This window comes from Nocardia citri (assembly GCF_054065835.1).
This window is the reverse complement of sequence record NZ_JBSUQM010000008.1, coordinates 1-25,095: the sequence shown is the minus strand read 5'-3', so window position 1 is coordinate 25,095 and position 25,095 is coordinate 1. Positions and strand designations below refer to the sequence as shown.

Here is a 25,095-nt window from a genome sequence, read left to right as displayed (position 1 = left end):
ACCGAATAACAGGCCCACGGACTGGTCAGATGCGCACGTGTGCTGCGCGGAGACCACCTCCACCAGCGCATGACGATTATGTGTGCCTGGACACGGCCGACGTCGAAACGGGGTTCCTCGATCTCGGAACGGCAGGAGCCGGGTTCGGCGATTGATCTCTGTACCTGGGGCCGCCGCTCGACGCCGCGCCATGGTGGTCGTTGCCAGTTAAGGTGTAGCTGCACGGTTCCCGGCTGCGGTGATCGTTATTCAGTAAAGGGAGTCCGAGCGGATGGATCGCCCGAATCAGGGGATCAGCCGGCGCAGTGTGCTGCTGGCGGCCGGGGCCTCGATCGCACTCGGCCCACTGGCGCAGCCGACGCGGGCAGGGACGATCACGCGGCGAGTGCCAACCGGTCCCGAGGAGCCCGGGAAGCGGGCTGACCTGGCAGAACAGGCGATTATGCGGCGGCACGTGCGCACGCTGTGGGGCCAGCCGGGGCTGCGGCTGGGCCTGCTCGCCTGGCCGGCATCCCTGCTGGACCAGTCGTTCGTGCGATGGTGCTACTGGTGGCAAGCCCACCTTCTCGACTGTGCGGTGGACGCCGCGTACCGCGCCCGCACCCCCGAACGCATCGACCAGGTCGTCGCCCTCGCACTCGGTATCCGGACGCGCAATCTCACCGGCTGGACCAACCGGTACTACGACGATATGTCGTGGCTGGTGCTGGCGCTCGAACGCACCGACCGGCTGCTCGGTGTCCGGTTCGGCGGCCCCATCGGGGACCTGCGGACCGCCTTGCTCGACGGCTGGAACCCGGTCGTCGGTGCGGTGCCCTGGCGGTCCGGCGACGATTTCTACAACACCCCTGCGATCGGTCCGACCGGCATCGCTCTGGCGCGTTTGGGCGAATTGTCGCGCGCTCGGCAACTTGCCGATTTCTTGCACACCCGATTGCGCGATACCGACAGCGGCCTGATCCTCGATGGTGTCCACGAGCCCGGCGACCGAGTGAACCGGACTATCCACACCTACAGCCAGGGCGTGACCATTGGGCTGGAAACCGAGCTGGCAGTGCGCACGGGCGAATCGAGCCATCACCGGCGCGTGGCGACACTCGTTGCCGCAACCGAAGACCGGCTCACGGACGCGGGAGTGATCGCCGGGGCCTCCGGGGACGACTCCGGGCTGTTCATGGGAATCCTCGCCAGGTATCTCGCCGAAGCAGCACTGGTATTGGACAACACCACCGCCGCGGATATCGTGCACGCGTCCGCGCGGGCGGCCTGGGAACACCGTGCCGAGGTGGACGGGCTACCCCTGTTCGGTCCGGACTGGACCCGCCCGGTCACGGTGCCTGAGCATCCGGGAACCTTTCCCCCGCTCACGCACTCGTCGGTCACTTCGTCAGCGAACCTGAGCCGGGATCTGTCGGTACAGCTGAGCGGGTGGATGCTGCTCGAAGCGGATTACCAGCTCACCGCCGCGGGACGCTGAACCCAGCGCAGCCGAGCCACGACGTGGGCAATGGCGCCCAAGCCGGACAGGCGCGCGACGTTATTGGGGTGCCGCGGAGCGCGGGAAGCGAAGGGTGACGAGTTGGAAAGGTCGTAGCCGCAGGCGAACTCCCGCGTCCTGTGGTGCGGCGCAGGTGTCACCTTGCAGTGGTCGTTCCAGCAGATCGCAGATCTGGAATCCGGCGATATCGAAGCCCGGGGTGACCAGCGCCGACGCCCGGCCGCCGTGGGCCTCGTAGACGCGCAGCACAACATCGCCGCTGCCGTCGTCCGCGAGTTTGACGGCACTGGTTACCACAGCGTCGTTGTCGATAATAAACAGTGGCTCAACGGGTTCGGCGACACGTGGACGCGAGGTGGTGAGGTTGATCCGGTAGCCGGCACGCACCGCATCCCCGATCGAAGCGCCGGGGATGAGCCCGTGCCGGAAGTGATGTGTGCCGTGATCGGTTGCCGGATCCGGGAATCGTGGTGCCCGCAAGAGCGAAAACCGTAGTGTCGTCGTCGTTGCGCCATCGGTTCGAACGGTGCGGGTGACGTCGTGCCCATAGGTCGAGTCATTGACGAGCGCCACACCCCAGCCGGGCTCGGCGAAGTGGACGAATCGGTGATTGCAGGCCTCGAACTTCGCATACTCCCAGCTGGTGTTGGTGTGGGTAGGCCGAAAGACGTGCCCGAACTGGGTCTCGGAGGCGTAGCGGTCGGCGTGAATGTCGAGGGGGACGGCGAGTTTGAGGAACTTCTCGGTCTCGTACCAGTCGACCGTGGTGTCGATATCCAGTCCGGGTGCACCCGCCCGCAATGTCAGGATCTGCTCGACCGTGGAAGACCCGAAGTAGCGGCCGACCCGCACCACGGCGGCACCTTTCGAATCCATTTCTGCCGCCACGAATTCCGCTTCGGTCAGGTCGGTAACCCGGTTTCGGTAGAAACGGTCGACATCCCATGCGTCCCAGGAGTTCGGCAGATCCGGATGCAGCTGCAACAGATTCGCGGCCGAACCCGGTGCCAGCGTCTCGCGCTGATGCGCGAGGTCGAACACCGATACGACAAGCCCGCGCACATCCACTTCGACCCGCACCAGACCGTTGTCGAGGACGAACCCGCCACCCGCGCGCTCGCCCACCGAACACCGGCCGCCCGAATCCACCACGGCCGCCGCACCGGCCCGAACCGATCGCCAGGTGTGCGGCGTCGAGTTGAACTCATTCGGTCCCACCCGCTCACCGCCGAGCACCCATTGCGCCCGCTCGATGATGGCCGTCAACTCCTCGGCCACCGTCGCATACGTCCGCTCCGCCTCCCGGTGCACCCATGCGATCGACGAGCCGGGTAGAATATCGTGGAACTGGTTCAACAGCACCGTCTTCCAGATCCGGTCCAAGGCCGCGTACGGGTACTCGAATTTCTTCCGCACCGCGGCGGTGGCGGCCCACAGCTCGGCCTCCCGCAGCAGGTTCTCGCTACGCCGGTTGCCCTGCTTGGTCTTCGCCTGACTCGTCAATGTGCCGCGGTGCAACTCCAGATACAGCTCCCCCACCCACACCGGCGGATTCTCGTATTCGGCCTCGGCCTTGGTGAAGAAGCCGGATGGCGAGTCCCACAATACTTTCGGTGCGCCCTCGAGGTCGGCCATCCTGGCGGCCTTCGCGATCATCTCCCGCGTCGTACCGCCACCACCGTCGCCCCAGCCGGTCGGCGCGAGTGAAATCGACGCGCGGCCTTTATCCCTGAAATTCCTTGCGGCATGGGCGATCTCGTTTCCGCGCATCGAGCAGTTGTAGGTATCGGCCGGCGGAAAGTGGGTGAAGATCCGGGTTCCATCGATACCCTCCCATAGGAAGGTATGGTGCGGAAACCGGTTGGTCTGGCTCCACGAAATCTTTTGCGTCAGTAGCCATTTCGATCCCGCGGCCTTGATTATCTGCGGCAGTCCGGCAGCGAAACCGAAGGTGTCGGGCAGCCACGCCTCCTCGTTCTCGACACCGAATTCCGTGAGAAAGAACCGCTTACCGTGCACGAACTGCCGCGCCATGGCCTCCGAACCCGGCATATTCGTATCCGACTCGACCCACATGCCGCCGGTGGGCACGAACCGTCCCTCCGACACCGCCTGTTCGACCTGCGCGTAGACCTCGGGACGATGCCGCTTGATGAAGTCGTATTGCGCGGCCTGGGACATCGCATAGATGAACTCGGGCTCCTCGGCCAGCAACGCGGTCATATTCGAGGTCGTGCGCGCGACCTTGCGCACTGTCTCACGCAGCGGCCACAGCCACGCCGAATCGATATGCGCATGCCCGACAGCGGAAATGACGTGCGCGGAAGGCGCCGCGGGCTTGGCGAGCACCTCGACCAGACATGCGCGCGCCGCCGCCGCGGTGGCGTTCACATTCTGCAGATCGACGGCGTCGAGCGCGCGCTCGATCGCACGCACGATGTCGTAGCGGCGGGCGGGTTCCTCGGGCATCTCGTGCATCAGCTCGCCGAGTACCTCCAAATCCTGTACCAGCTGCCAGACCGCATCGTCGAAAACCGCGAGATCCAGTCGGCCGAGCCGATACTGCGGCTCGGCACCGGCGGTGGACTTGTCACCGAGAGCGGTCGGCGAAAAGAAGGGAATGATCGGGTTCGATGCCGCCTCGACGTGCAGCAGCACCCGCTCGCCGCCGACCGCCGGGGACGCCACCGGCACCCACTGGTTACGCGGGTGCAGACCCTTCACCGGCGATCCATCCGATCGATAGACCAGACCCTCGCATTGGAAACCCGTCATATTCCGGTCGAACCCGAGATCGATGATCGCCTCCACGATCTTGCCCGCCCACTCGGCAGGCACCGTGCCCTCGACCGTGAGCCAACTGGTACCCCATGGCGCGCCCCACCTGGCACCGGATTCGATGGGCGTGCGGGGTGCGGCCAAGCCCTCGGCGACCGGCACCGGTTCATCCGGCGCGACCCAGATCGATGCCCGCAATGGCACCGACTCCGGGTAGATCGCCGGAATGATCCGCTCTGTGAGAACTCGCCCCAGGCGGTCTTCGATCAACCGTCGGTCATCGTGCACGGCGCTGGCTCCCATCGGGACCGGAGGAGTGATCATCAGCCGCCCCCATTGTCCGTTAGCACAATGAATTCCGGGCGATCCCAGCCCCTTGCATCATTCCATCATTCGATGTACCGTTATTTAACGGCTCAATATATTTGGTTCATCAGGTCGGCGGACCGGACTTCGGCGACGCCGACGGACATGCGGCTGTGCGCGCTCGGGAGGCGAAATGCTCAGTCTGGAAGGTCGACTGGCCCAGCTCATCGAGGAAGCAAGAAACCTGGAACCCGGGGCAACCGTCGAGACAGTAGGTGGCCTGCAATCGGTCCTCGGCTCCCTGGATCAGGAACTCGCGATAACGGCACCCGACATCGAGCAGCGCCGTGCACTCGGCAAGCTCCGCCGGGAAGCCGGATTGCTGTTGGCCGATGCGCGCGCCCGCGCTGTGCTGGCGCGCGATTTCGGGTGATCCGACACCGACCGCCGTTCGCGGTACCGGCTTCGGGTTCCGGGTCCAAGATCCGGAAGCTGCGCCCACCCGCCCCGTGAACCCCCTGGTCCACGGGCCGACCGGAATTGCGGACCGGATACAAGATCAGCCGACCGGGACTACGATCACAGGACACACATCACACGCGGACAACGCCCAGGCAGGAGTCCCATGTGTCGTTTGTTCGGGTTATCGGCCGCACCACGACGAGTGCGGGCCACATTCTGGCTACTCGATGCGCCGGACAGTCTGTCGATACAAAGCAGACGCGAACCCGACGGCGTCGGCCTCGGCACCTTCACCGCCCACGGCCCGCCCCTGGTGGAGAAACAACAGATCGCCGCGTACGAGGACATCCAATTCGCTCGGGAGGCGCGCGAACGCGAATCAATGACGTTCGTCGCACACATCCGCTACGCCACGACCGGCGGCCCGCAACCCCGCAACACTCACCCGTTCGAGCAGCGTGGCCGCCTGTTCGCCCACAACGGTGTGTTGCACGGCCTCGACGAATTGGACGGCGAACTCGGTGACTATCTCGATCTGGTGCACGGCGACACCGATTCCGAACGCTTCTTCGCCCTGATCACCCAGCGCACCGACCGGCACGACGGCGACGTCACCGCGGGCATCAGCGACGCGGTCGGGTGGATCGCGGACCGACTACCGGTCTACGCCCTCAACCTGGTGCTCACCACGGCAACAGACCTGTGGGCACTTCGATATCCGGATACGCACAGCCTCTTCGTCCTCGAACGCGCGGCTGGCGGCCCGCAGGGCGATCGGCACCTGGACCAGGCCGGACGGGCCGGAATCCGAACCCGCAGCGGACACCTGCGCGACTTCCCCGCGGTCGTCGTGGCCAGCGAGCGCACCGACGAGGACCCACGCTGGCGTGCACTCGCACCCGGCGAACTGATCCACGCCGACAACCAGCTGCGCGTGCGATCCAGCACCGTCCTGGATTCCGCACCGCGCCATCGGCTGACGCTGGCACAGCTCGACAACCGTGCGGCGGCGGCGCAGTCGGGGCGCTGACCCACGGCAGCAGATGACCGCCACATTCCCAGACGTCGTCAGGTGCCGCCGGGCCTGCGTCGTGCGCTGCCGCACGCTGGGCTCCGCGCCGCACTCGTCTTGTTCCAGCACGACTATCGGGAGGCCAAGTGAGAATCAGGCCGCGGGAGACTCCCACGTGAATCCGTCGAGGTCGGTGCTGGGCCCGATATTGCCGCCGATGACTATCCGGTGCGACCCAGTGCCTTCCGCGGGAACGCCCGCATCCTTGGCGGCGGCCCGGCGGCCGTAGAGCGCAAGCTTGACCGACGACGGCGCAGTGTCGAATTCGACGTACTTGCTGCCGAAACTCTTCGCCACGGTCAGGCCACGATCGACGTAGAACTGCTTGGTCGCCTTCACATTGTCGACCCCGAACAGAACGACGAAATCGTCGATCTCGCGGGTGGCCGGACCGGTGTCCTTCTTCGCCGACGTCGCGATCTTCCAGATCGCCCCGTCCGGAGCCTGGACGACGCCGCCGTAGCCCCAGAAGCTCTTCTTGGCGGGCTTCACTGTCGTCGCGCCCGCGGCGACAGCGCTGCCGATGAGGCTGTCGACCGTACTCGGCTGTGATACCACGAGCGACAGGACGAAGCCACGGAAACCGGTCGTCGGCGCATCCGAGGCGCGCACGCGCAGCTTGTCGCCGAGACCGAACGCGGCGGTGTAGAAAGCCGCTGCGGCCGCGGTGTCGGAAACCTCGAGGATGACGGATTCGATGGCGGCTTGGTTAACGGTGATGTTCATGGCAATCACGTTATTTCCCCCCGGTGACCAGCGCTTCTCGATTCCTGATCGCTTTCGGGCACTCGGTCGGCGCGGGCCCGTCGATGCTCGTGCGCGCACTGCCGCGGCATTCGCCCGCTACTGGCTGGACCACAAGCACGCGGCACATCGACACCGGAACCGGACCCAACGTGAAACAGTTTGCCGCCCAAACATTCCTGATCCGTCCATCGCCGATGGCGATCGAGTTACCCTGAGGTGATGCGATCTCGGTTCCATCGGTGTTTCTTGGCCGCGCTCGCCGCCGCGATATCAACCGTGCTGCTGTGCGCGCATTCCTCGGCCGTCCCGCCGATCCGGTCGAATGCCGCCCTACCGGTATTGGATTCGAATTTCCTCTGGGGTGTCGCGTCCTCCGGATTCCAGTCCGAAGGCCATGCGCCCGACAGTAACTGGACGCGTTACATCGCGAACTCCGGAGCCGACGAGCTGCACGATTCGGTCGACTTCTACGACCGATACGACTCCGACATCGACCTGGCGGCCGCGCTGGGTGTCAAGGTGTTCCGGATCGGAATCGAATGGGCTCGCGTGCAACCCGCGCCGGGCACCTGGGATGACGCCGCATTCGGTTTCTACGACGCGGTGATCGCAAAGATCGTGCGCGCCGGAATGCGACCGATGATCACCCTGGACCACTGGGTCTATCCCGGCTGGGCCGCCGACCGCGGCGGCTGGCGAAATCCAGGTATGGTCGGGGATTGGCTGGCCAATATGCGCAGGGTCGTCGACCGGTACGCGTCCCGAAATCCGTTGTGGGTCACTGTGAACGAGCCGGCCGCCTACATCGCGCACGAGACCGGTCGGGGTGGCGCGAGCGGACCGGAGATGCTCGAGCGGGTCGCGCAGGCCCACAACACCATCTACGACTACATCCACCAGGTCCAGCCCGGCGCCCAAGTGACCAGCAATGTCGGCTACGTGGCCGGGTCGGAGGCGCAGGTCAACGGCGCGCTGGTCGATCGCATCGCGGACCGGCTCGACTATGTGGGCGTCGATTACTACTTCGCCTACGATCCGGCGCAGTCGCTGCTGAGTTCCATTACCAGGGCCATCGGGTCGGCGATGCCGCAGCTGCCGGGTCAGCGCATCTGGGAGCTGCCAGTGCGTACCGAAGGCATCTACTATGCGCTGCAATACTATTCGCGCCGCTTTCCGAACAAACCGCTCTACATCGTCGAGAACGGCCTGCCCACCGAAAACGGCATGCCCCGCGGCGACGGTTACACCCGCAGCGATCACCTTCGCGACACCGTCTACTGGATCCAGCGCGCTAAGGCAGACGGCATGAACATCATCGGCTACAACTACTGGAGCCTCACCGACAACTACGAATGGGGCAGTTACACACCACGATTCGGCCTCTACACCGTCGACGTGCGTACCGACCCGTCGCTCACTCGCCGCCCCACCGATGCTGTCGGCACCTACACCCAGATAGTCGCCGAGGGCGGTGTCCCCGCCGATTACCGCCCTACCCGCGGCCCATCGCTGTGTGTGTTCGTCGACCCACCGGCCAGCTGCCTGAGCCCGGTCGCGAACCCGTAGTGTGCCGGCTCATCGACGATCTCGTTGCAGTACACGACCATTGCTCGACGACAAGCGAGTCGCGGCTGAAGTAGTCAGCAGGTCAGCTCGGGCTGGGCTGTGGGAGATACGGAGTCAGGGCGTGGGCGAGGTTGCTGATGGTCAATGATTGCAGCCAGACACGTCCGGGACCGGTGAGCGCGGCCAGGAACAGGCCGTCGCCCCCGAAGAGGATATTACGGATGCCGCGCAGCAGCGTGATGTCGAATCCGACAGTAGCGTCGAACATTCCGACGTGGCCGGGATGCACGCGCAGCGTTTCACCGGGCGCGAGGGTGTATTGCACAACTTCGCCGGACAACTCGACCCAGGCGTGGCCCAGCCCGCTCAAACGCTGCAGGGTGAATCCGGCGCCACCGAAGATGCCGGCACCGAGGCGCCGCTGGAAGCTCAGTGTGACGCGCACATCACTTGTGCCGCAGAGGAATCCGTGCCGGTGCACCATGTACTCGGACCCGGGCCCCAGTCCGATGGGCAGGATCTGGCCGGGCAGTTTCGCCGCGAACGCGACCCGGCCCGGATGCTTGGACGCGGTGTACTCGGTCATGTACCAGCCCGCCCCGGCGGCCGCGCGTTTGACCGCCCCCAAGAGCCCGCCCGAATTCGACAGCCGAGATGAGGTATGCAGCCGGATCGAGTCGGTCATCCACGACAACTGCCCGGCCTCGGCGACCAGCCCCTCACCTGGGATGAGGGAAACCTCCAGGACCGGCATCACCGTGCCGATAATTCTGGTATCCACCCGATGCTCCGGTCCCGTCGAGGCATCGTGATGCCTTGGACAACAACGACATCCACCAGAGTAGGCGCTCAACATCCACCGCGCTGCCCTGCCGTGGCAGCGCGGTCGGTGTGACCTGGGCCGGGCTCGGGAGCTGGCGGCATTCGCAAGACCGTGCCCGCTGAATCATGTTCACATTCCGTTGAATTCGACGATCGGCGGCGGGTAGTCGGTCGCGCGGACGCCCGCCCGCCACGGTCGATGGATCTCCGCACCGGGCAACATCGCCAGCTCGGGCAGCCAGCGCCGCACATAGTCGCCTTCGGGATCGAACCGCTCGGCTTGGCGCAGTGGGTTGAGCACCCGACTGGAGCGGGTGTCGGTGCCCGTACCCGCCATCCACTGCCAGTTCAGCCGGTTGTTCGCGACATCGGCATCGACCAGCCATTGCTCGAAGTGTTCGGCCCCGGCCCGCCAATCCACCCGCAGCGTCTTGACCAGGAAACTCGCGGCAATCAAGCGGGCACGTCCCGGCATCCAACCCTGGATGAGCAGCTGTCGCATCCCGGCGTCGACCATCGGGTATCCGGTGCGCCCGGCCCGCCAGGCCGCCTCGGCCCAGGGATCCGACCGCCACGGTTCGCGCATCGCCTTGTAGTCGGACACGGCCACATCGCGCCGGTCGGCAAGCACCTGGTGATAGAAGTCGCGCCAGGCCAATTGCCGCACGAAGGCGTATCCACCCGGATCGGCCGTATCGGTGCGTGTCACCACCTCGGCAGCGGACAAACAGCCGAAATGCAAGAAGGGCGACAGCCCCGAAGTGCCATCGGCGGCGGGCACATCTTTGTCCTCGGCGTAACGATGCACCGGCCCGGACAACCATTGCTCCAATTCTTTCCGACCGGTTGTCTCGCCGCCGACTGCCAGTTCAGGTGAACCCGCATCGACGCCGGCGGGGTCCGGTATCGGGTCACTGGTTATCCGCGGCGCCGTGACCGTGCCCGGCGCGGCGAGCGATCGCCGTTTCGGCGTATCGAGCCACCGGCGGAAGTACGGCGTGAAAATCGCGTAGTGACCGCGCCCGGTATCGGGCCGAATCGCACCCGGATCCACGGCGGTGATCGAGGCCGCGTGGCTGCACAAGCCGCAGCCGATGCGCGAAAGCCGCTCCCGCAGCGCGTGTTCCCGATCCCTGCTGTAGCGGGTGACGTCCATGGCGAGGTGCAGGCTCCGCGCACCGGTATCGATCGCAACCCGCTCGACCTCGTCGGCCACCCCGCCGTGGCGGATGATCAGCCTGCCGCCCCTTGCCCGAAGCTCCTCATCGAGCTCACACAGCGCTGCTGCCAGAAACCGCATCCGATTGGGCGCGTTTCGCACCCTGGCCAGGAGGTCGGCATCCAACACGAACAGCGGTACCACCGACTCGGCTTCGCGGCACGCAGCGGTCAGTGCCGGATTGTCGTGGACACGCAAATCTCGGGTGAACAACACGATCGAGGCGGCCATGTCCTCACTGTAGAAGCTGTTCGATATACAAACGGTCCCGCCAGTCATAGCGGCTGGGAGCGGTGTTTCTTCTACAGTGGAAGCAGGCGGTGTCGGTGACCGGGAAGGGTGGGCATGTCATCGATTTTGGTGAAGGGGCAGAACGGCCCGCTGACCGCCAGCGAGGTAGTGATCCGGGTACAGGTCGCCGCGCCGGCCGATGTGTCGGCGTTGTTGGTGACCGAGCAGGGGCGGGTGCGGTCGGATTCGGATTTCGTGTTCTACAACCACCCTGTCGGCCCGGGTGTGCGTGTGCAGCCCGGACAAGCGGGGCAACCTGGAGCGTTGGTGGTGTCGCTGGGTGCGGTGCCCGCCGATATCGCCGAGGTCCGGGCAGTCGTCACGCTCGACACTCCGGGTAACGTGTTCGGCCGCATTCCCGTACCGATCGCGATCGTCGAAGATGCGGCGGGGAACCGGTTATACGAGTACCGCATCGAGGGCCTCGATGCGGAGTCGATCGTGATCGCGGTCGAGGTATACCGACGCCACGGCCGCTGGAAGGTCCGCGCGGTCGGGCAAGGCTACGCGGGCGGGTTCGCCGCCCTGGTCACCGACCACGGCGTCACCGTTGACGACCCACCTCGCCCGACCACCCAACCCACAGCGACGGCCTATCCTGCGTCCGCGCCGAGCTACCCACCACCGGTCACCCCGACGTATGCGCCTGCGCCGCAGCAGTATTCACCACCAGCGTTCCCCCCGCCTCCCGCACCGGGCCCGAACGACCCCGCCGCCGACCCGGGGCATCCGCCCGCTCGCGCGGGTCGCGCGACGCCGAGCAGCCCGCAGCCGCAGCAGGCGGGTGAGGTGAATTTGTCGAAGAGCCGCCCGGTCAACCTGGCCAAGGGACAGCGGGTCACGTTGCGCAAGGACGGTGGCGTCGCGTTGACCCGCATCATGATGGGATTGGGGTGGGATCCGGTAAAGCGGGGCAGTTTGTTCGGGCCCCGTCGGGTGAACATCGATCTCGACGCGTGGGTGGCACTGTTCGCGCAGCGAAATCTGGTGGATGTCGCCTACTACGGGCAGTTGTCGTCCAAGGACGGATCGATTCGTCATCAAGGCGACAACCTCACCGGCGAAGGTGAGGGCGACGACGAGGTCATCCTCGTCGATCTCACCCGGGTACCGGCCCACATCACCACGCTGCTGTTCGTCGTGACCTCGTATGAGGGGCACACCTTCGAGCAGGTCTCGAATGCGTTCTGCCGCTTGGTCGACAGCGGCACCGGCGCCGAACTGGCCCGCTATACCCTCGCCGGTGGAATGCCGTTCACCGCGATCGCGATGGCGAGAGTGTATAGGGTCGGCGGGGACTGGAAACTTCACGCGCTCGGCGAGGGCTTCCACGCCAAACACCCCGGCGAGGCCGTACCGCACCTGGGCCGATTCCTCACCCCACAGTGACTCCGAACGCGGCGCAGCGGAACCGATGCCCGGTCTGCCGGTTGCCAGCGAATCTGTTGGGCCGCAGTGTATTTACTCAGCCGTCCAGGCCGTTGGTGGGACCGGTGCGGCTATTTCCGGCCGCGGAGCACGAGGAAGGCCATCCAGGCTGCGCCGGCGAGCACCAGCGCACCCCCTATACCGACGACCGACAGCAGAAAGTCCATGGCTTCGAGTGTAAGCCGAGTGCGCCGGCGTGCGGGGCGAACCAGAAGGTCCTCTCGGACCGGCATTCCACCGGACGCCTCGACCAGGACTCCGCTCGGCGATGTCGACGGTGCTACTGGACCCGGCCCCGAGCCGGAATCGACTCGGGGCCAGATATATCGACAGGGAGGATTACTTCAGTCGGAGGCTGCCGAACAGGCCGTTCTTCTCGTCATCCGGGCCCGCGGTGAAGTAGAGGGCGTCGGCGTCGCCGAGACCCTCGCCATTGCCGAACATCAGGCCCCACAGGCCGTCGATCTCGGCGGGCTTACTGTCGGCGTCGCGCAGGTAGTCGACGAACTTGCCCGAGGTGTCGTCGAGAGCAAGGATGCGGCCCGCGCCGCCGAAGTTGCCGATCAGGAGCTTGCCGCTGAGCGAGCCGAAGCCCTGTGGGGCGATGGTGACGGCCCAGGGGGCGTTGAGGCGGCCGTCGGCGTCGAAGGTGCGGACCAGCTTGCCGTCCTTGTCGAACTCGGCGACCTGGCCCATCTTCGCCTTGTTGGCGGCTTCCTTCTCCTTATCCTTGTCGAGCTTGTCCTCTTCACCCGCGCGGATCTTGGTCTTGTTGTTCTCGTCGGCCTGGGTGACGGCGTAGGTGACGAAGACGCGGTTGCCGATGGTGGCCACGTTGAACGGGGCCGGGTCGCCGATCTTGACCTTCTTGCCCTTCGCTGCATCGGCCGGGTCGACGGCGTCACCGGTGGCGAAAGGGTTGGCGAAACCGGTGGTGGGCACCAGCTTCCAGTCCTTGTCGAAGGTGCGCACCTGCGGGTCGGAGCCGAAGTCGGCGGCCAGCAGCTTGGTGCCGGACGGGTCCAGGGCGATGCCCTTGAACTTCATTCCCTGTGCGGTGCCGTCGAATTCGAGAACGGCGGGGCCGTCATGGCGCACGATCTCACCGCCCGCGCCCTGCTCGGTCCAGGCCGAGATCTTGCCGGAGTCGGCGGCGAAGATGAATCGCGAAGAGCCGGTGAGCTTCTGCTCCTTGCCGTCGACCGTGACGGGCTGGTCCTTCACCACGAAGATGTCGGAGGTGATGGGCGCGGGGTTGAAGACGACGCCGGTGGTCTTGCCTTCGCTGTCGTCGCCGTCCTCGTCCGGAATGGAGTCCGCACCCGGGATCTTCACAAGCTTCAGCGGATCCTGGAACATCTTCTGATACTTGACATCCGGCGACTTGGTGACGTCACCGACGAACTGGTAGGAGTTGCCGCCCGCGCCGACCCAGAAGTGGCCGCCGGCGCCCTTCGGACGGTCCGCGATGCCCCAGGCGTTGATGAAATCGGGGAAGGTGAACTGCGCCTTGTCCTCCGCCTTGTTGGAGGCGATATTTATCTGGGCGTAGTGATTGCCGTCGAGCGCCTTGACGTCGTCATTGTCCGACGTCGTATTGCTGCATGCAGCCGCGACCACCACCGCCGCGCCGAGGGCTGACACGCGCAGCAGCGTCTTAGGCGTCGGCATGCCGCCAAAGCGTCCGTTCATCACAGGTCCTTCCGACTAAACGCCCAGATGCGGCGTTAGGTGATGCTAACCATAGCTGGAAAGAGCCGGAGTGTCGTCAGGGGACCCTAAGTTGGTGCGTTCCGCACCTACTTGAATAGGCCGATCGCGCGGGCGATGACCAGGGCGATCGTTATCAGCGACACCGCCGACTGCACCATCATGATCATCTTGGCGCGGATCGTATATGGCATTACGTCAGTGGGGCTGAACGCTGTCGCATTGGTGTAGGCGAGATACAGGTAATCAGGGAAACTCGGCGCCCAGCCCAGCAGCGCGGGGTTCGGATCCTCCTGCTGTGGGAACACGAAATCGCGATGAGAGATCGCGGCCCGGGACCCGAGCGGCCCACCACGGTCGAGTTGCCAGTACCACAGGCCGAACACGATCACATTGGTTGCCCAAATCGCGGCGCCGGAGATCAGCAGTACGAACGCGTCTTCTTGCTGCCCGTGCACGATCTGGGTGACGAGCCGGATGGCCGACCATCCGTTGGTCACGGTGATCATCGCGGTGAGCAGGACCATCGTCCGGCGCAGCCACAGTGTCGGACGGGCCTGTCCGCGCGGATCGGCGACCACCAAGCCGGCGAGAAGCACGAGTTCGAGTCCGGGTACCAAACGGTGCCCGGGTGCGAAACTGTTCGGCAGGCAGACCTGTAGCGCGACCGCGGCCACTACCGCCGCCGCCACCGGCCATCGAGACTGCACGATCCGGGTCAATGCCGGTGAAGGTTCCTGCTCTTCGGCGATATCGAGCAGCCGCTCGGTTTTGCGCAGCTGTTCCTGCAGCTGCCGCAGCGCCTGCCGCGCCGTCAAACCGCCAGGGTCGGCCGAGCCGGACCGTTCTAGTTTGTTCACCGAGTACCTCCTCTGACCGGACGGCGTCGCTTCACACGCCGACATCATCGTCGATAGACGAACAACCCGCACCATCTCGGCGATGAACTCCCGGACAAACCGGAACCAGGAACCGGCTTCGATCTCGAGATTTTTTCCACCGTGGTTCGAGCGTCGGCGCCGTCTCGGTGGGAATCAGTTTTCGGAAACGAGCCCCGGCCGCATGTCGTCTCCCACCGGTCGGATCAGGCAGGTCAGGAACCTGGGAAGTCCGTGGGGTAGTCGTATGCAGTAAAGCTCGACGAATTGCCACTCGTGTTCGAGCGTGAGCAGCCGAACGACCGATCGGGCCGATTTGATCCGGCCTTTCACCAGGTCCAAGAACGGCGTGAGGTAGTACGCAAGGTCGTCGGGGTGGATGAGATGCGTGGTCGTCAAGTTGAATTCTTTGCGATCCGCCGACGGGTCGGTGCCACGGGATGCTGGATGATGCCGCCAGGCGATTCCGGTGAGCGGCGGCGTCAGCCACTCGACAATCTGCAGGGTTTCGGTGTCGATCAATGCGATGGTTCCGCCGAGCAGCGCGACGGCCGCGTCGCCGTGATAGGTCGGCAGCACGATGCCGGGTTGACGATCCTGCTCCACTTGGAGCAGTAGCCCGCGCAGGGAATGCGGTGAGTGGTAGCGGAAGAATCCGAAGACACGAGTTGTCTTCTCGTCGTCGGCCGTCAGGACCCGCATCGGTCCCTGCCACTGTGTTCCTGGTTGCGCGTCGAGCGCTGCGGTTATCAGCCGGTCGCGTTCCTCGCACTCGATGATCCGCGACAGAAACCACGCTCCGTGCAGTAGTGGAAATCCCTCGGGCAGAACCGCCCCACCCCGCCCGCTGCTGCGCACGGTCCATTGCTTGCCGTCCCACACCAGGACATCGATCGGGGGCGGGTTCGCAGGGGTATCAGCCTGTAGACCGACCCACATCTGAACCGCCAGCGGCCCTCCGTCCGGTCCGGGCACCGGCAGTGCGAAGACCTTGTGTGTCTCGCCGCGGATCCGGATTACACGGGCGCACATCTGGTTCGATGCGATGGCGTCCGTGATGGCCGAACAGGCGATACCAGCCAAGGAGTTCGGACGGATCGCGCGATGCAGGGCCCGCTCTCGGGGCATGCCTTCCTCCGGCACGTGGCGGATGACCATGCCCGGTGTCGCGGCATCGATCAGATACCACACGTTTGCGATCCCCCTGTTCACTCGACTGTCCGGCGGCCCTTCGTCGCCTGCTGTGGTCACACGTCGCAACTATCCGACTGGGCGTCCGCGGTAGTCGAATTCGGAGTTTACTACCAGCAACATCTGTTCCGGTTGAGCCGCATCGGCGCCCTCAGCGCTATGGTGGCAGCTGGACGTGGGGTCGCGCTGTGGGTCACACTCATCCGGCACAGCGCAAACCGCAACCTCCCACCGGCAGTGGCACACTGCAGCTCATGGATGACGTCTCGCCCCGCGACCCGACGAACCCCACCATCGCCTGCGGAACCCGTACACGTAACCAGCACGACGCCCAGAACCGAGCCGGCCGCGTCGCCGCCGCCTTCGTCGCCGAAGGTATCAACCGCGGCGACCGCGTCGCGGTCATGCTGCGCAACGACATCGAGTTCCTGGAGACCTCCGTCGCCATCGCGGCATGCGGGGCGAATCCCGTTCCGATCAACACCCGATGGCAGGCACCCGAGGTCGCCCACATCCTCACCGACAGCCGCGCGCGAGTCATCGTCGCCCACACCGAGTTCATCGACACGGTCGAACGGGCAATCGCCCGATCCGGCGTCGACGCGCACATTGTCGAAGTCGCCATGCCGGTCGAACTCCTCGACGAGGCGGGCCTCGACCGGTCTTTCGCGCAGCCGACGCACCGCCACCCCACCCTCGAGGAGTGGATCAGGGATCACCTCGAACCCCTGGGCTACCTGGAGGGCGCCATCGCGGACTCGATGGGACTGATATACACCTCGGGCACCACCGGCGCGCCCAAAGGCGTTCTCCGCGAACGCATGACACCGCATCAACTGCTCTCCATCGCGGGCGGCACCGCCAACCGCATGGGACTCGCGCCCGGCGGGCAGATGCTCGTGGCCGGTCCCCTGTATCACACCAGCCCGAACGCTGTCGCGGTGCTCGCGCTGCGGATGGGCACCAACATCACGATCATGCCGCGCTGGGACGGCGAGCGATTCCTCCAACTCGTCGACGAACGTCGCATCACCCAGGCCAAAATCGTCCCGACAATGCTCTCCAGGCTCCTGTCGCTTCCTCCCGAAATCCGTAGCCGCTACGACGTTTCCAGCCTCACCCATGTGATCCACTCCGCCGCCCCCTGCCCACCGACGGTCAAACGCGCCGCGATCGAATGGTTCGGCGACGCCCTGATCGAGTTCTACGGCTGCACCGAAGCGGGCACCATCACCTGGATCACCGCCTCCGAATGGCTCGCACACCCCGGCAGTGTCGGCCGCGGTGCCGACGGCTCAGCCGCCGTGGTCGTCAATGACGACCGAACCCCCTGTCCCCCAGGCGAAATCGGGCACGTATTCGTCCGGGGAGCCGACTACTGGCCGAGTTTCACCTACCTCAACCAGGACACCGTGCCCGCGGGCTCGGTCCCCGGATTCATCACCGTCGGCGACACCGGATACCTCGACCACGACGGTTACCTGTACCTCACCGGCCGCTCGAGCGAGATCATCATCTCCGGTGGCGTCAACATCTACCCCGCCGAAATCGAAGCAGCCATCGCCGCGGTCAACGGTGTCGAGGACGTCGCCGTCTTCGCCATCCCCCACCACGGAGACCTCGGCGAATCCGTTGCCGCCCATATCGTCCCCCGACCCGGCACCCAGCTCACCGAAGAAAACATCCGGGCGAGCCTGGCAGGGCAGATCGCCAACTACAAAATTCCGGCCGATATCCGCATCGTCAGCATGCTGCCGCGTGACGACTCGGGCAAGATCTACAAACGGCAACTGCAGGCCCGATACCAGAGCTGACCAAGCCCCACGATAGGCGCGTTGGGCCACTCAGCGCCATCACCGGGTTCGATCAGCCGCGCTCGGTCATCTGTTGATCCAAGCCCAGCACCACCGGTCACGATCGGAGGTTTCGATCATGACCTGCGCCGCATCACCGCGCCGACGCCGGTCAGCAGACCGAGCGCGCCGAGCACGATCCCGATGACGCCGAGCCAGCGTGCGGTGTCGTCGCTGGGGGACCCGCTGCTGGTCGACATCGCCGAAATGTCGCCGTGGTTCTCGGCCCCACCGGATTGTTTGGCCGCCAAAGCCACAGTCGGGGCGGGGTATTCGGGTTCACCCTTATCGGTGGCGGACTGATCCCACTTGACGACCTGCCCGTCAGCGTAGGTCTGCACCGCGGGCATGGTGAGTTTGTCCATATCGGGCAGCCCATTGGCGAGCACCGAGAACTCCCCGAACTGTCCCGGCCCGATCCCACCACCGGAGTCGGCGGTCCAGGTGACTGCCGTGACATTGCCGTCCTTGCGAGCTACTGTCTTCCAGCCCGGCACCGCCTCGGTGTCGACAGCGGTCACCCCCGGAATCTGCACCACCAACTCGACGGTCGGACTATTGGTCACCGATTCGTTCGGTACCCGAAACACCAGTACCGCCGAACCGCCACGCGCCGCATCCGGCGCCGACACCGTGACATGAGCCGATGCGGGAGCCGCGGCGATCATCACGGCGGCGGCTGCGGCAGCGACAGCGGTCCCGCCCGCACGTCCCAACCAAGATTTGTTCATCGTCGAGATCACTCCTTCGGGTAAAGGAATCGAACGCAACTGATGCTCAGCAGTGACGATAGCCCCGCGATGCCCGTTTACCAGGGATATCGACATATCCGACGCCCCAGCTGGTAGGAGTCGGAATATGCCTCAGCCGATACTGAACGGCTCGCCCCACACGGTGACCCACGTGACCACGTTGGCGGTCTCCACCTCGACGCCCACGAAGGAGCGGGCCTGGGGATAGCCGGTGCAAGGTCGAGGGTTTCATCGCTCCAGGACACACCGCCGCTGGAGCCACGGACCCGGTGGATCTCCTGGCCGAAATCATCGGCCTGCTCGAAATCGAGCAAAGTCCTGCTACTCCACCGACGAGACAACGCACTCCACCCGCGTACCGCGGTCACAGACGCGAATCCACCGGTGGGCGCCCGAGTCCATCGGCTACCTCGTCACTGCCACGCGCGCAGTAGGTCCTCAGGCCCCCAATGGGCAGCGAGCGGCAGGTCAGCGTCCACCCCGGACCGCGAGACCGCCACCAGCGACGTATCGAATCGCGTACCGGGAACAGCGAGGAAACCGCGGGTGAGGGCGTCGTAATCGTGGCGGTCGAACGGCCGGTCCTCGAGCCATTTGATCGATCCGACGAAATGCACCGCGCCCGCTACAGGTTCCCGGTCGGCACCGATCAGGTCGAGTTCCGGGTTGTTCTGCCGGTTCCACCAGCCGCCCACCGCTTCGGTCTCAGGCCAGCGGTCATCGGGCAGCAGGCGCGCGAGCGCTTCCCGGATCACCGGTTCTACCGCGCGACCGCGCCACGACGTCCACGAACGCTCGATCCGCTCCAACGCCAGATCGCCCCGGCCACGTTCGATGAGCGGAACTCCGCGCTTCAGGAACGCGAGCCAGAACCTCACATAGGAGTCGGCGATGCGGTAGCGCTTGTTCTTGCTGTCCGGTTTCGTGGACAGCGGCAGATCCGCAGCCACTATCCGCTTGGCCTGCAAGGTGTTCAGCAGTGGCGTCAAGGTTCCGGCCGGCAAGGCGCCCCTGCTGCCCGCGGCGGCGGCGATGGCGCTGTAGGTGCGTTCGCCGTTGCCGATCGCCTCCAGCACGGCTCGGGAACGCGACGCCTCGGGGAACTCGCCGAGCAGTGATAGTTCGCCTGCCACCAGCAACGGCGAGAGCGAATTCGCCGTAGCATCGCGCAGGAAGTCCCTGCGGCTCATACCCGGTCGCCAGGACTGGACGATTTCCGGGAATCCGCCGGTCATCAACAACGCGTCTAGGGCCTCGGCCGCTGACAGTTCCGTCATAGCCTGCACATCCGCCAGATGCAGCGACCGAACGGTCATCTTCGTCGCACGCCCGAAGAAGGGCCGGCCGTGCGACTGCAACGCTTCCATCACCGAGATGTCACTGCCCACCAGCACCAGCAGGACCGGCTTGGCCGAAAGGTGCCGGTCCCACACCGTTTGCAGTGCCCCTTCGAACTCGGAGTCCTGCCCTACCAGCCAGGGCACCTCGTCGATCACGACGATGCTCGCGGCATCGTCCGGCAAGGCGATGGCCAATGTCCGCAAGGCCTGGTTCCAATCCGCTGCCGATATCCCCGAGACCAATTCGGCCTCCCGCAACGGCGAATGAGCCAGGGCAGCAACGAAATCCTCCCGCTCGGCGAGCGGGTTGCGGCCCCGTGTCGCCTGAAAGACGACATATGGCAGACCGGAGCGATCACAGAATTCCTGAACCAGCCGCGACTTCCCCACACGCCGCCGACCAGTCACGATCACAGCACGCCCCCGAGTCGCACCGGTCCCATCCGTCACAAATTCCAGCTGTCGCCGCAGCTGATCAAGATCCGCCACACGCCCCTTGAACTCCACCAACCCACCTTCCGTCAAAAAAGACAGTTCCCATCTTACATAGATTCAATCTAAGTAAGATTAGATCTATGCAAATTGGCAACGGTATGCGTGGGCTATGTCCCTTTCTACGGGTGGAGAATCTGCGACCAAGGCGACTGCTCGATCTCAGCGAGCGGCAGTCGCGTGCCGCCGATCCGGACCCTCGAGTCCGCCAGAACCGGTCGCCGCTCCTACACCACGGCGTAGACGGTGTTGAGGTCGACCAGCATGGGGCTGTCGACTTCCTTCGGCCGCCGCCCGAGAGCGATGCCGACAGCCTGCAGGTTCTCATCGAATCCCGCTCCGCTGTAGCAGGTCAGGATGGTTTGACTGGTGTCATATCCCTTGGCCGCCAATAATTCCCGCGCACGCCGCAAGCGGTCCACCTGCCCGACGGTCATCGTGCGGTCCCATTTGACCTCCCCCAGAGACAGGATGCGTCGCGGCTGCCCGGTCTCCTCTGGCGCCAGCACCGCGACATCGACCTGAATCTGCCGCTTGTCACGCGGATCGCTGACTGTCGCGGCCGCCACATGCCCGGGCAGTTCACCGAACACCTCGGGCCCCACCGACATCGCCCAGTCCCGGCAGATTCCCTCGAAATGCGGGCCCACCACCTGCGACAGGAATGTGGTACGCGAATTGCGCCATGCCGCTTCGGGATTCCCACGCTCCAACTGGGTCCATTCCCGCCGCATGATCGCCTCGTAGAACACGATCAGCGGCTCAGCCACTCGATACACAGATTTGCCCCGATTGAACGGATCCGCCTCCCGGATTACCAGCTGAGCATCTTCGAGCACCGACAACGGATGCCCGATGTCGGTGGAACTGCGGCCGATGGTGTTCGCGATACCGCCCCGTGTCGTGTGCCCGCCCGCGATTCGCCCAGCACCGCGTGATACAGCGCCACATCCCGGATGTCGGTCTCCTCCGCCAACAGATACCGCGCCTCGCGGAACAGCGGCACCTGCGGATTGAGCACCGTCGCAACACCCAGGAATCGAAATCCTGAAGAGACGCCGGTGCATCACCCGCGACGAACTCACGCCGATACGCCGGCGTCCCACCCACGATCGAATGCACCAACACCGCCAACCGCGGATCCTTGGGCTCGTTACGCACCGTCTCTTGTATACCATTGTTAATGTTACTTTCCGTACGACGGCTTCCCAGATAGTCACGAACATTAGGAGAAAATAAATCCGCGCCATAGGTTTGAAACATGTCGTGCAACCAATTCATTGGAACACTGGTGCATAGCGCAGTCCATTGGTCCCCCTTCTCCTCAAATGCTCCCGGAACAGAAACCTTGAAGGCTTCTGCCACGAGGATCGGGGTCCTTGAGTTCTGATATCGGGAGGACAGAGTGTCGCGGCCAAGCTCAGCGTAGGAGACTTCGATGGCACTGCCCGGATAAGCTTGCGCAAGCTGCCGATGCGCGGCGTCGCGAGCTGCCGAGAGTTCTGTGGCAACCTGGTCGCACTCCGGAAGATTATGGACATACCAGATCTCAACGCCATGAATTACGTTGTCTTCTAGCGCCTCGTGCAGTTCTCGCCAAGCGGCAAGTAGGACGTCCGGCACACCGACTGGCTCACTCTTTGCAAGTAGCCAATTGATGGCCTGATTGAGTGCGGATGCCTTACTGGAGGGAGCCTGCTGTTTTTTTAGAATTGCTGGCCGCCTCAAACCCCTGGGCGAGGACTACCCGCCCGGCATCACGATCAATATAGAGTAAATCGCAAGCTTTGTCATTGGGGCCATCTGTTAACGATGTAGCCGCGATAGTGTCGATGTCCTCTATCTCAAACGTGAGTTGCAATGCGAATAACAACCGCTTGTTGGGACCGTACTTTTCCAGGTCGCTTCGCTCCTGAAGTGCCACATCGAGGCTATCTGTCACGGGCGTCAGACTACTCCGCCCAACCCTAGCCGCATAATGCAGCCTCCACACTCCAGAGGACCGACAGAACCGGACCTACGTTTCTGAGCGCGGCCCAGTCGTGATCCTCAGTGACATGCCTGCTGCGGCAAGGCGCCTCAGAAGCCGAGGATCGAAATACATAGACGGAAAACTTCTGCCAGCCAACGCGGCCTCCACCCGAAGCTCGCCGCCGGGCTCGCTGTGCATCGCCACCGACCTACCGCCAGCACTCATTTCATCCAGGAAAGCATTGACCTCGTCTTCCAGGCTCCAACTCGCGCCGACCCGGTGGAAACGATTTTCTCTCAGCCCATTTTCGGGATGCCGGGCCACCTCGGTACGAATTACCGGAATTTCGCGGTCTGAATCATCGATCACGGTCGACTCCTAGATGACATCGATATCGAGTGACAGCCCTAATGACGCCAGAAACGCCAGCGTCGCTGCCGATAACGTGATGGTTGGCCAAATCTCCTCGCCGGCATCCACAGCAACGGTCAGGCACCCGGTTACTCCCTGATTCGAGAGAACGTGACCCAACCGCGTGGAAACTTGCGCAAGTTTCTCAACGGCACGGTCTACCTGCTCGCCGACCTCTCCGAAGGACACCTCCAGTCGGACAACCCAGCCATCGGAACTCCTACGCAGTTTGGGAGCCGCCCCTTGTTGCCCCGCCCGCCAGTAATTTAACGGTGCCAGTCCTAGCGCCGCGGTCACCTCGTCTGGATCGAATGTGCCGGTCAATTTCAGCGACACGGTCACTTCGGAAAGCTCCTCAGCAGTCATCGCAATCTGATCCCCGTCGATTCTCCTGCACCCGCCCCGCCTTTTGGCTTATAATACACATTTCCCTTTCCATCTTTGTATAGATCGCATCGGGACGGAGGGTCTGGCTTTATATCGTGTGGGTCATGACCGCGAGCCTTGAGTTCCCTTATGTCCCTATTGGTCAGGGGTTTGTCCTGCGCAGGGTTTCGCGTCCGTTCCTCGGTTTGATCCCATTCCGGCTCGCCTTCGGCGGAGTCATCGATCGATGTTATCAGGACTCCAAGACCTGCGATGGTAAGCAATCCACCGGTCGCGAGCGCCCCAGTCGAAAATCCGATTCCTGACAACCCGCCCAAAAAAGTTCCGACTGCCCTGGCGATCGCGGCGGCGGCCGTTTCGAGAGCCACTCCTTCCAACGTCACCGACTGGGGATTGCGGATTACCACTGCTGAGACCGCGATGACCACAGATGCACTTACAACGACAGCCGTAAACTGGGTATTGATATCCGTCCGCATCGTCGATAATGCAGCAGATAGTTTCTCGGTCGATGCGGCGAAATCAGAGGAGGCCAACTCGATATCGCCTGCACTGGTCGCGAGAGTGCGCAGGTGGTCTACCAGATATGGGATATCCTCCGGAGCGTCGGAAGAATATGTTTGTTCCAGGCCTTCGGCTACCAATCGCAAGCGGGTCTGCGCGCCGAATACGCTGGTGTGAGAGGAAAAGGTTTTCCACGCCTTCGCTACCCTGTCGAACTTGTCAGTGTCGCTGTCGGGGATCTCGCCACTTGCGACCTGAGCAACCACTTTTTCGTACAAGCCGGGAAACTCTGATTCGAGCCCGCGACTATTCACGTGTGCCGAGGCGACGCCGATCACCGAGCCAGCGCCGTACGGCAACTCCGTGGGAAGCGCCCTCGGAAGCGTCGGCCTGTCATCCTTGTTTGGGCTCCGATTTGCCTTATACTCGCCGCAGGCCCAATTGTAACCAGCGGCCGTCAGCACGTCCCCGAGTCGCTGCAAAGCGCGGGCAAAATTCGTTGCAAACAGGGTGAACGCACCGACCCGCTCATCGTATCCTGACGCCCAGGCCTTGATCGCTTGATAACCACCCGCCATCCCGCCCGTGGTAAGCAGGACCTTTTGCAGGGGGTTGTACACATCCTGGAATGCCTTGGATACGGCATAACATTCGTCGGCGGCACTATAGTAGGTTTGCGGCGCGACGCCTACCACGTCATCCCCTTGCCATTCGCAGATTCAATTCTGACGCTTCGGAATACGAAGAATGGGCCGTCTGCGCCGCCCGCTGCATCTGCTCCAGCCCTTCGACCAGTTCGCGTGCTGCCGTCATCCATTCCTGGTGTTCCTCGGCGTAGGCTGTCGCAGCTGTACCTGCCCACTGCCCGCTCTGTATTAGGCCCTGCACTTTGCTTTCGAGTTGATCCAGATTGTCGGAAACGAACTCCTTGAAGCCACGGGCACGCGCCGTCACATTCTCGATGTGGTCGAGGTCGAACTCGAATTCCGAGGACATGACGTCAGTCCAACTGCAGCGAGTTGTACGACGATGCGTTCGTGCTGTCACGGTCCTGGTACGTCGCCGCAGTGACGCCGAGCTTCTCCGCCAGGTCGGTGAGCGAGTCCCACACCTTCAGCGCGCCGTCCTGCATCTCGTCCCAGCCGGTGCGATAGGCATCGGCCGCACTGCCCCTCCAAGTACCAAACAGCGCCTGAACCTCCCGGTCCAACGACGTGGAGCCCGACTTCAGTTGCTCTGCAATGTTATACGCGAACTTGCCGACGGCCTTGACTTCGTCCGGCACCACGTTCAGCGATGGATCACCTGTGGTCATGCCCCCTCCCCATTCGATGGCCAGCACCTGCGAGCATACTGACAACCTCGAAGGTCGACAATTTCATCACCGACCGTCGCGATCGAGGTCGCAAGGATCGC

23 protein-coding genes are annotated in these 25,095 nt (G+C 64.2%); 6 read left to right on the top strand and 17 right to left on the bottom strand.

The window, feature by feature from the left end:
* The first annotated feature begins 271 nt into the window (after window positions 1–271).
* Window positions 272–1,477 carry a glycoside hydrolase family 76 protein gene (locus ACW2Q0_RS14290; RefSeq protein WP_457190129.1) on the top strand — a complete coding sequence of 402 codons (1,206 nt, stop codon included), beginning with the start codon at window positions 272–274 and terminating at the stop codon, window positions 1,475–1,477.
* A gap of 60 nt (window positions 1,478–1,537) precedes the next feature.
* On the opposite strand, the gene ACW2Q0_RS14285 is transcribed toward ACW2Q0_RS14290, so the two are convergent.
* On the bottom strand, window positions 1,538–4,564 hold the full coding sequence (locus ACW2Q0_RS14285) for an alpha-mannosidase (RefSeq protein WP_457190539.1): 3,027 nt from the start codon (window positions 4,562–4,564) through the stop codon (window positions 1,538–1,540).
* A 211-nt stretch (window positions 4,565–4,775) separates the two neighbouring features.
* Between ACW2Q0_RS14285 and ACW2Q0_RS14280 the strand changes: the two genes are divergently transcribed.
* On the top strand, window positions 4,776–5,015 hold the full coding sequence (locus tag ACW2Q0_RS14280; RefSeq protein WP_457190127.1) for a hypothetical protein: 240 nt from the start codon (window positions 4,776–4,778) through the stop codon (window positions 5,013–5,015).
* A gap of 192 nt (window positions 5,016–5,207) precedes the next feature.
* A complete protein-coding gene (locus ACW2Q0_RS14275; RefSeq protein ID WP_457190125.1) occupies window positions 5,208–6,074 on the top strand; it encodes a class II glutamine amidotransferase in 867 nt (288 codons plus the stop codon).
* A 135-nt stretch (window positions 6,075–6,209) separates the two neighbouring features.
* Here the strand turns inward: ACW2Q0_RS14275 and ACW2Q0_RS14270 are convergent, their stop codons facing one another.
* Window positions 6,210–6,842: a glyoxalase gene (locus ACW2Q0_RS14270; protein WP_457190123.1), complete on the bottom strand. Its 633-nt coding sequence runs from the start codon at window positions 6,840–6,842 to the stop codon at window positions 6,210–6,212.
* Window positions 6,843–7,082: 240 nt separating this feature from the next.
* Here ACW2Q0_RS14270 and ACW2Q0_RS14265 point away from each other — a divergent pair, with 240 nt between their 5' ends.
* The gene (locus tag ACW2Q0_RS14265; protein WP_457190121.1) at window positions 7,083–8,429 is read left to right on the top strand and encodes a family 1 glycosylhydrolase; all 1,347 of its coding nucleotides are present in this window, start codon (window positions 7,083–7,085) and stop codon (window positions 8,427–8,429) included.
* An 82-nt stretch (window positions 8,430–8,511) separates the two neighbouring features.
* Here the strand turns inward: ACW2Q0_RS14265 and ACW2Q0_RS14260 are convergent, their stop codons facing one another.
* A complete protein-coding gene (locus ACW2Q0_RS14260) occupies window positions 8,512–9,210 on the bottom strand; it encodes an AIM24 family protein (RefSeq protein ID WP_457190119.1) in 699 nt (232 codons plus the stop codon).
* Between the two features lie 171 nt (window positions 9,211–9,381).
* A complete protein-coding gene (locus tag ACW2Q0_RS14255) occupies window positions 9,382–10,701 on the bottom strand; it encodes a cryptochrome/photolyase family protein (protein WP_457190118.1) in 1,320 nt (439 codons plus the stop codon).
* Between the two features lie 114 nt (window positions 10,702–10,815).
* On the opposite strand from ACW2Q0_RS14255, the gene ACW2Q0_RS14250 reads away from it, so the two are divergent.
* Complete coding sequence (locus ACW2Q0_RS14250) at window positions 10,816–12,150, top strand: TerD family protein (RefSeq protein WP_457190116.1); 1,335 nt, start codon at window positions 10,816–10,818, stop codon at window positions 12,148–12,150.
* Between the two features lie 378 nt (window positions 12,151–12,528).
* Here ACW2Q0_RS14250 and ACW2Q0_RS14245 read toward each other — a convergent pair whose 3' ends face one another.
* The 3 genes from ACW2Q0_RS14245 to ACW2Q0_RS14235 all read right to left on the bottom strand — a co-directional run bounded on the left by ACW2Q0_RS14245 (window position 12,529) and on the right by ACW2Q0_RS14235 (window position 16,028).
* A complete protein-coding gene (locus ACW2Q0_RS14245; protein ID WP_457190537.1) occupies window positions 12,529–13,881 on the bottom strand; it encodes a TIGR03118 family protein in 1,353 nt (450 codons plus the stop codon).
* 107 nt (window positions 13,882–13,988) lie between these two features.
* On the bottom strand, window positions 13,989–14,759 hold the full coding sequence (locus ACW2Q0_RS14240) for a hypothetical protein (protein WP_457190114.1): 771 nt from the start codon (window positions 14,757–14,759) through the stop codon (window positions 13,989–13,991).
* Window positions 14,760–14,933: 174 nt separating this feature from the next.
* Window positions 14,934–16,028, bottom strand: a complete 1,095-nt coding sequence (locus ACW2Q0_RS14235; protein WP_457190112.1) for a GAF domain-containing protein — start codon at window positions 16,026–16,028, stop codon at window positions 14,934–14,936.
* A gap of 128 nt (window positions 16,029–16,156) precedes the next feature.
* Between ACW2Q0_RS14235 and ACW2Q0_RS14230 the strand changes: the two genes are divergently transcribed.
* Window positions 16,157–17,782, top strand: coding sequence for an AMP-binding protein (locus ACW2Q0_RS14230; protein WP_457190110.1), 1,626 nt, complete (start codon window positions 16,157–16,159; stop codon window positions 17,780–17,782).
* A gap of 116 nt (window positions 17,783–17,898) precedes the next feature.
* Here ACW2Q0_RS14230 and ACW2Q0_RS14225 read toward each other — a convergent pair whose 3' ends face one another.
* From ACW2Q0_RS14225 to ACW2Q0_RS14180, 10 genes are all read right to left on the bottom strand, one after another.
* Window positions 17,899–18,552 carry a DUF1775 domain-containing protein gene (locus ACW2Q0_RS14225; RefSeq protein ID WP_457190108.1) on the bottom strand — a complete coding sequence of 218 codons (654 nt, stop codon included), beginning with the start codon at window positions 18,550–18,552 and terminating at the stop codon, window positions 17,899–17,901.
* A 132-nt stretch (window positions 18,553–18,684) separates the two neighbouring features.
* Window positions 18,685–18,747, bottom strand: coding sequence for a hypothetical protein (locus tag ACW2Q0_RS14220; RefSeq protein WP_457190535.1), 63 nt, complete (start codon window positions 18,745–18,747; stop codon window positions 18,685–18,687).
* Window positions 18,748–18,986: 239 nt separating this feature from the next.
* Window positions 18,987–20,327: an ATP-binding protein gene (locus tag ACW2Q0_RS14215; RefSeq protein ID WP_457190106.1), complete on the bottom strand. Its 1,341-nt coding sequence runs from the start codon at window positions 20,325–20,327 to the stop codon at window positions 18,987–18,989.
* A 305-nt stretch (window positions 20,328–20,632) separates the two neighbouring features.
* Window positions 20,633–21,175, bottom strand: a complete 543-nt coding sequence (locus ACW2Q0_RS14210) for a hypothetical protein (RefSeq protein WP_457190104.1) — start codon at window positions 21,173–21,175, stop codon at window positions 20,633–20,635.
* A gap of 911 nt (window positions 21,176–22,086) precedes the next feature.
* Window positions 22,087–22,347: a hypothetical protein gene (locus ACW2Q0_RS14205; RefSeq protein WP_457190102.1), complete on the bottom strand. Its 261-nt coding sequence runs from the start codon at window positions 22,345–22,347 to the stop codon at window positions 22,087–22,089.
* A 75-nt stretch (window positions 22,348–22,422) separates the two neighbouring features.
* Window positions 22,423–22,746 carry a hypothetical protein gene (locus ACW2Q0_RS14200; protein WP_457190100.1) on the bottom strand — a complete coding sequence of 108 codons (324 nt, stop codon included), beginning with the start codon at window positions 22,744–22,746 and terminating at the stop codon, window positions 22,423–22,425.
* A 9-nt stretch (window positions 22,747–22,755) separates the two neighbouring features.
* Complete coding sequence (locus tag ACW2Q0_RS14195; RefSeq protein WP_457190098.1) at window positions 22,756–23,154, bottom strand: DUF4279 domain-containing protein; 399 nt, start codon at window positions 23,152–23,154, stop codon at window positions 22,756–22,758.
* Window positions 23,151–24,374, bottom strand: a complete 1,224-nt coding sequence (locus tag ACW2Q0_RS14190; protein ID WP_457190096.1) for a polymorphic toxin type 33 domain-containing protein — start codon at window positions 24,372–24,374, stop codon at window positions 23,151–23,153. The genes ACW2Q0_RS14195 and ACW2Q0_RS14190 overlap by 4 nt, the downstream gene beginning before the upstream one ends.
* 1 nt (window position 24,375) lies before the next feature.
* A complete protein-coding gene (locus tag ACW2Q0_RS14185) occupies window positions 24,376–24,675 on the bottom strand; it encodes a WXG100 family type VII secretion target (RefSeq protein ID WP_457190094.1) in 300 nt (99 codons plus the stop codon).
* 4 nt (window positions 24,676–24,679) lie between these two features.
* The gene (locus ACW2Q0_RS14180; RefSeq protein WP_457190092.1) at window positions 24,680–25,021 is read right to left on the bottom strand and encodes a WXG100 family type VII secretion target; all 342 of its coding nucleotides are present in this window, start codon (window positions 25,019–25,021) and stop codon (window positions 24,680–24,682) included.
* Window positions 25,022–25,095: the final 74 nt, after the last annotated feature.